This is a genomic window from Limosilactobacillus reuteri, assembly GCF_013694365.1.
GTDB lineage: Bacteria > Bacillota > Bacilli > Lactobacillales > Lactobacillaceae > Limosilactobacillus > Limosilactobacillus reuteri_E.
In genome coordinates this window covers 284841-290360 of sequence record NZ_CP059275.1, presented here as the reverse complement: position 1 = coordinate 290360, position 5520 = coordinate 284841, and the positions used below count along the sequence as shown (strand labels likewise).

The following is a 5520-nucleotide window of genomic DNA, read 5'->3' as shown; positions in this document are numbered from 1 at the left end:
TAGTGCACCCAGAAGGAGTCGAACCTTCAACCTTCTGATTCGTAGTCAGACACTCTATCCAATTGCGCTATGGGTGCTCGGAATTACAAGATTTGAACTTGCGACCTCTGCGTCCCGAACGCAGCGCTCTACCAAGCTGAGCTAAATTCCGTTACCGCCCCTTGGTGCTTTTTGCCTTGGACGGTATCAGCTTCAAGGTGCCCAAATTCAGTGGCATAGTGCGGAAAGTCCTTGGCACGCTCGTGAATACTTTGCCCCAATTGGCCAGCCTTCCCGCTGCGCTCGACATAGCCATTCGAGTGCCGCTTACCTCGCATCGGCAAGGAACGGACATCGAAGCCGAACTGGCCACGTTCAAACATCCGGTAAAGAGTTCGCAGGTTACAACTAATTGGGCGCTCAGCGCGCCCAATAATGGTATCAGGCGTCCACCCCTGGGCAATTTTGTCGTTGATATAAGTGAGTTCAGCCAGTGACAACTGAGTACGGTTTCGGCACAACGGTTGATCATTTGGGCCACTCGGTACGCTTTAAGCTTTTGCACGAAAGAATGGGCGATGATTGTCAGCTCGTTTGTGGTAAGATGGGTGTAAGTCATACCCGAAATGTCAATTTAAGTTAGAAAGAAAATAGTTGCTCATCAGTGACGTAAGACATAAATACTTCATATGGAGTTCGATAGCCTAGTGATTTACGGAGCAGGTTATTTCGCTTACTCATCAGTTGGGTTACCAATTCATCAGGAAGATTGCGGAAATCTAGCTGTTTCGTTAAGCCATCCCGACCTAAAAGACCGTTGTTGTTTTCGTTCAGCCCTCATTGATTGGGAGCACCAACCTCGGCAAAGTAAGTGTGAAGGTCAAATTGATTGGCAATCTCGCGCCAGCCGGCGAATTCTTTTCCGTTGTCAAAGGTAATCGATTTGAAGAAGTGCCGCGGGAATTTCCGAAGCCACTGACTTAAGTGTTGGTTAATCGCATCAGCCGTCTTTTCGTGCACATTGAGTACAATTTCGACCTTCGATTGGCGTTTGGTCAGGGTCATTACCGCCCCTTGGTGCTTTTTGCCTTGGACGGTATCAGCTTCAAGGTGCCCAAATTCAGTGGCATAGTGCGGAAAGTCCTTGGCACGCTCGTGAATACTTTGCCCCAATTGGCCAGCCTTCCCGCTGCGCTCGACATAGCCATTCGAGTGCCGCTTACCTCGCATCGGCAAGGAACGGACATCGAAGCCGAACTGGCCACGTTCAAACATCCGGTAAAGAGTTCGCAGGTTACAACTAATTGGGCGCTCAGCGCGCCCAATAATGGTATCAGGCGTCCACCCCTGGGCAATTTTGTCGTTGATATAAGTGAGTTCAGCCAGTGACAACTGAGTACGGTTTCGGCACAACGGTTGATCATTTGGGCCACTCGGTACGCTTTAAGCTTTTGCACGAAAGAATGGGCGATGATTGTCAGCTCGTTTGTGGTAAGATGGGTGTAAGTCATTTGTGGTTTCCTTTCTTTTGTTTAGGGGTATTCAAAAGTCTACCACAAATGGCTTTTCTATTTTTCTAACTTAATTTTACAAACGGCGTTATTTATGCGTTGAAACTGTCTTTTATAAACTTTGCAATTTGATCTACTGGAATTTTTTCCATATTATCATAAAAATCAATATGTTCGCAGTTTTTTACGATCAATCTTTGCTTTGGTTGGTTAGCAAGGTAATAAGCTCTCTCGGAATAAGAACGGGAGTGAGCATTGTCTCCATAAATAAATAGGATTGGTCGTGGTGAAATTTCTTTAATATAGTCTAACGCAGAAAATTCAAGCATTGCTAAATTAGAAGTGGTTGTTGCAGTTCCACGTGTATTTGGATGGAAGCCACGTTTAAGAGCGTAAAAACGAAGCCACTCATTTGTTAACTCATCATGATTTGGTAAATCGTCAATACTATCATATGGTTCTTCTGGGAAGGAAGGATGATAGTCAGGCTGCCCATTTTCAAAATCGTCCCACCGTTGCTTTGATAATTGATCTTTAAGCTGGAATAATTGTTCAGGAGCAAGATTAGCCATCTCACGAATATCTGTCATATCATACATTGAAATTGTTACAACAGATTTAATTCGTATATCAACAGCCGCAGCGCTAAGAGCAAAGCCTGCCCCTCCACTGATACCGATAACACTTATTTGTTCGCGATTGACATGCTTTGCTTTTGTACCTGGATAATCAACTGCGGCACTAAAAGATTCCGCATATAAGTCTGGAGAAGCAACATGACGAGGTTCGCCAGCTGATTCACCCATGTATACTTGATCAAATGCAAGGGTAACAAAACCTAATTGAGCAAACGTATTTGCATAAATTGCTGCTGCCTGTTCTTTTGTGCTTCCATAAGGTGCCCCGATTACGATGGCTGATAACAATGGTGGATTATAGAATGAAGTTAGCCACCCAGTTGGTGGTAAATAAAAAACGCCATTCGGCGTGACATCAGGTATCATATTAAGTGAACCAAACCTATATGAAAGGATGTCCGTCAAATGACGCACTTGCTGTAAACTACCCAGTTGTTATTCGCAGCACCATTAATTACTACCTTGGAAACTGTATCTGGGATAGTAATCACATTGTTGGCGATTCTATTGTAGTCACCCCTCATAATAAGAATTCCTGTTGTGCTGTAAACTACCCAGTTGTTATTCGCAGCACCATTAATTACTACCTTGGAAACTGTATCTGGGATAGTAATCACATTGTTGGCGATTCTATTGTAGTCACCCCTCATAATAAGAATTCCTGTTGTATTATGAGGGGTACCATTGGCGAGAAGGTTATTTCCAATTATCACATTATTGAACGCTTCGATATGAACAATACCCCACTTGTTATCTTTTCTGTCAGGGTTATCATGCCATGACTCCAGCGCAATCACGTTGCTAGAAATAACATTCCCATTACCAAATGCTCCATCTGAATTGGGTAAAAATTCAATCATGCCGTTATAATATGCAGAGATTGTATTACCAACAATAGAACCATGTACTGGATTTAATATTCTAATAGCCGAAGCCCCATCTGGATAAATATTATTACCAGAAATATTAAATCTGTCTGGATTTTCCATATAAATTGTAGTTCCTTTTGGCTGTGCACCTAATGAATTGTTTTTAATTTCTGCTTGTTGACTTGCCCCAGTCAAAAGAATACTTGATTGAGTTTCCGCAATCCATGAATTGGTAATTCTCGGAGCGTCTGCGGCATGTAATCTCACTCCAATACCAACATTATTTATAGTCATATTGTCAATAACGATTCTATCTGAATTAGATACTCCGTCAATACCAACTCCAGCGTTAGTATCTCCCCGAAGATCGAATCCACTGAAAGTAATACCTGAAAGTCTATTGTTGTTATGGGTATTCTCAAGCTTAAAAGCAGTGATTGGATTTTGAACAGTAACTTTTGCTCCGCCACCTCCTGCTTGCGTAGAACCATCAACTGGATCAATACCACTTCGGAGTCCATGATTTAATCCCATTACATGAACATAGGAACGGTCTACATTGACAGTAGATTTAAGGAAGTAATTTCCATTAGGAATAAATATTGTTCCGCCAACTGATGGAAGAGCCTGAATGGCTTTATTAAAAGCAGGAGCGTTATCAAAATTAACATTTTCTGGTTGCGCACCAAAATCTAAAATATTAACAAACATAGTACTCATTTTTTGGTTAATTCTTAAAATATCAGCTCTATTATCGGCAATGCCCTTATTAATGTTTGATACATCTGGAATCTGACCTGGGTCTCCTTTTGGTCCTTGTATTCCTTGTGGACCTCGATCCCCTGTATTCCCTTTAGGTCCTTGTGGACCTCGATCCCCTTTGTCACCCTTTGGTCCTTGTGGGCCAGTGGGACCCTTGATGTTACCAATCCAAGGACCATAGTCAAACGTTCCTCCACCTTCACTTGCATCATTAGTAATATTGACCTTAGTAATCATTGCAATATTACCGTCAGCATTAATCATAATATCATTAACTTTAGGTGGGTTAGAAGCACTTGCGTTAGTCAAATCTGTAAACCACTGTAGTTGTTTGTTAGGACTATAGTGCATTCTATTATACCAAACAGAATGACCATCTTTTCCTGCTACACCTTGTGGACCTCGATCCCCTGTATTCCCTTTAGGTCCTTGTGGACCTGTATCACCTTTATCTCCTTTAGGGCCTTGTGGGCCAACATTACCAATATCTCCTTTAGGACCAGCAGGACCTTGGGAACCAGTTAATCCAGTATCTCCTTTATCACCCTTTATACCATGAATATTAGCAATAAGTTCACCAATTCCATAAGTCTTAGGACTTGTATCTGGATGTACTTTGGTAATTTCATATACCTTCCCAGAAGGAGTAATAATGTGTTCTCCTACTCGAGGGGGATTAGCTGTTGGGTGTAAATCAGTCCAATACAATGTATCCTGATTGGCAGAAGCTTCATATGTAGAGTAATAAAAATTAGAACCTGTTTCTCCCTTATCTCCTTTTGGTCCTTGTATTCCTTGAGGTCCTCTATCTCCCGTACTACCTTTAGCGCCCGTTGCTCCTGTAGCACCAGTATCTCCCTTAGGACCGGCGGGTCCCATTGGTCCAGTAGGACCTACAGAACCCTGTGGACCACGTTCACCTTGAGGACCTTGTGGGCCAGCATCACCCTTGGGACCTTGTGGACCTTCTATACCAACTTGGGGGATCATCTTACCAATTTTTATATTATTAGCTCTGGCCCATTCTAAATAACTCACCCCGACCCCTTCTGACCCATTAAATTTATAAGGTGGATATGTATTTCTGTTGGGGGCAACTATCGTTTCGTTCGATGCAACTACATAGTCATCTGCAACTTCTTTTGCTGAAACGTAAAACCTATCATTATTTAATATATATACTTTTTTCATTTATTTTTTTACATGACAAAATACTAAGTCTTCCTTGGTAAATAATCCCAGTTCAAACCAGGTCTTTATCATGTTTCTCTCTCCACTCGTTATCTTGTTCACATCGCTTGTGAAATAGGCATCTTCGAAATTTAAGTTGGTTGAATCTCGAAAAGGATGATTTACCCAGCATGATTGCCAATTTTGTAATTGGTCACTTTGTATCTCATTTAATTTACTTTTGAAGAAGCTGGTCTTAATAAGCCAGTTTTGAATCAACTCGTATACTTCAGGATCAATCTCCCCATTTTTTGAAATAAAGCTCACACCCATTTATCGCGGAATTGACAGATCGATTCTATAGGCATTGTAATTATCTTCAATTTTAACGAGCCTCATCGACGGAGGTTCACTATTATCGGTCATAGTTACAAAACCAGCGACAAAAACAGGTGTCTGTCCATCGTCGCCCTTTGGACCTTGTAAACCAGTTTCTCCACGTTCCCCTTGAGGCCCTCTTTCTCCGTTATCACCTTTAACCCCAGGGGCACCTTGGTCTCCTTTAGCACCCTTAAGAGAGTTTAAGAAGTC

The 5520-nt window shown here is 42.1% G+C and carries 4 protein-coding genes, 2 tRNA genes and 2 pseudogenes (1 of these 8 cut by a window edge); all 8 read right to left on the bottom strand.

Annotated elements, in window-relative coordinates:
• Window positions 1-3: 3 nt before the first annotated feature.
• Window positions 4-77, bottom strand: a tRNA-Arg gene (locus HHK02_RS01760).
• Window positions 78-151, bottom strand: a tRNA-Pro gene (locus tag HHK02_RS01755). It abuts the tRNA gene before it with no gap.
• A gap of 1 nt (window position 152) precedes the next feature.
• A pseudogene (locus HHK02_RS01750) lies at window positions 153-598 on the bottom strand (transposase family protein); the annotation flags it as partial.
• A gap of 20 nt (window positions 599-618) precedes the next feature.
• A pseudogene (locus HHK02_RS01745) lies at window positions 619-1490 on the bottom strand (IS30 family transposase).
• A 92-nt stretch (window positions 1491-1582) separates the two neighbouring features.
• Window positions 1583-2416, bottom strand: coding sequence for an alpha/beta hydrolase (locus HHK02_RS01740; protein WP_181462896.1), 834 nt, complete (start codon window positions 2414-2416; stop codon window positions 1583-1585).
• A gap of 113 nt (window positions 2417-2529) precedes the next feature.
• Window positions 2530-4950, bottom strand: a complete 2421-nt coding sequence (locus HHK02_RS12840; RefSeq protein ID WP_181462690.1) for a NosD domain-containing protein — start codon at window positions 4948-4950, stop codon at window positions 2530-2532.
• Window positions 4951-5262 (bottom strand): hypothetical protein, encoded by a 312-nt coding sequence (locus tag HHK02_RS01730; RefSeq protein WP_181462689.1) that lies wholly within the window; start codon window positions 5260-5262, stop codon window positions 4951-4953.
• Window positions 5263-5520: the 3' end of a collagen-like protein gene (locus HHK02_RS12520; protein ID WP_231124894.1), read on the bottom strand. Its footprint extends 2349 nt past the window's final position; 258 of the gene's 2607 nt are visible here — the last part of the coding sequence; its start codon lies off the right edge, out of view — the gene reads right to left on this strand; it ends in the stop codon at window positions 5263-5265. It lies immediately after the preceding gene.

Excerpts from the sequence above, each read along its gene's own strand:
- HHK02_RS12840 (WP_181462690.1), bottom strand. The coding sequence starts at position 4,950 with ATGAAAAAAGTATATATATTAAATAATGATAGGTTTTACGTTTCAGCA.
- HHK02_RS01730 (WP_181462689.1), bottom strand. The coding sequence starts at position 5,262 with ATGGGTGTGAGCTTTATTTCAAAAAATGGGGAGATTGATCCTGAAGTA.